The 772-nt window shown below is 41.5% G+C and carries 1 protein-coding gene; it reads left to right on the top strand.

All coding sequences use genetic code 11. From position 1 onward, the window contains the following. Window positions 1-740 (top strand): PhnE/PtxC family ABC transporter permease (locus V7659_RS03955; protein ID WP_335538262.1); only part of this gene is annotated, 740 nt, incomplete at its 5' end. Between the last annotated feature and the right edge of the window lie 32 nt (window positions 741-772).

The following is a 772-nucleotide window of genomic DNA, read 5'->3' as shown; positions in this document are numbered from 1 at the left end:
CTCAATTATTTGAATTATTATCTGATAAGAACATTGAATATGCGAAAAAGTTCTTCGGCGGTCTGATCGGATTAAATGATGCCAACCCTGCTTTCTTCAACGCTGGCAGTTGGTCCGCTGCTCTGAAACTCACGCTTGAAACATTGGAAATGAGTATTATGGCGATTGGATTTGCGACCATCGCTGCTTTCTTAACGGTGATTCCAGCAGCAAGAAATATAGCTAATGGGGGTTTAACTTCCTCAAAGAAGTGGTATAACTGGATTCTTTATGGAATTGTCCGCATTATCTATATCTTCTCCCGTTCAGTCCCTGAGTTAGTTTGGGCCATGATGATTATTTTTATTTTTAAACCAGGGCTATTGCCTGGGGCGATTGCTCTGGCACTCCATAACTTCGGGATACTCGGTAAACTCTGGGCTGAGGTGATTGAGGATATGGACCCGCGGCCAATTAGGAATTTAGCATCTGCAGGTGCATCGAAAATTCAGATTTTTTTCTACGGTATTCTGCCTTCGGTGTTACCACGATTTCTCACTTATATCCTTTATCGCTGGGAAGTCATTATGAGAACAACCATTGTAGTTGGTTTCGTCGGTGCTGGCGGACTTGGAATGGAGTTTAAACTGGCAATGAGCTATTTCCAATATACTGAGATTACCTTGTTACTACTTTGTTATATGATTCTTGTCATTATTGCTGACTTTGCATCAGAAAGTACGAGAAAGGCAGTGAAATAATATAAAGTGAAAGTGCCCGTTTAGCGGCGTAT

This window comes from Neobacillus drentensis, assembly GCF_036966985.1.
Taxonomy (GTDB): Bacteria; Bacillota; Bacilli; order Bacillales; family Cytobacillaceae; genus Neobacillus; species Neobacillus drentensis_E.
The sequence above is the reverse complement of the archived record's forward strand: the minus strand, read 5'-3'. Positions and strand labels throughout refer to the sequence as shown.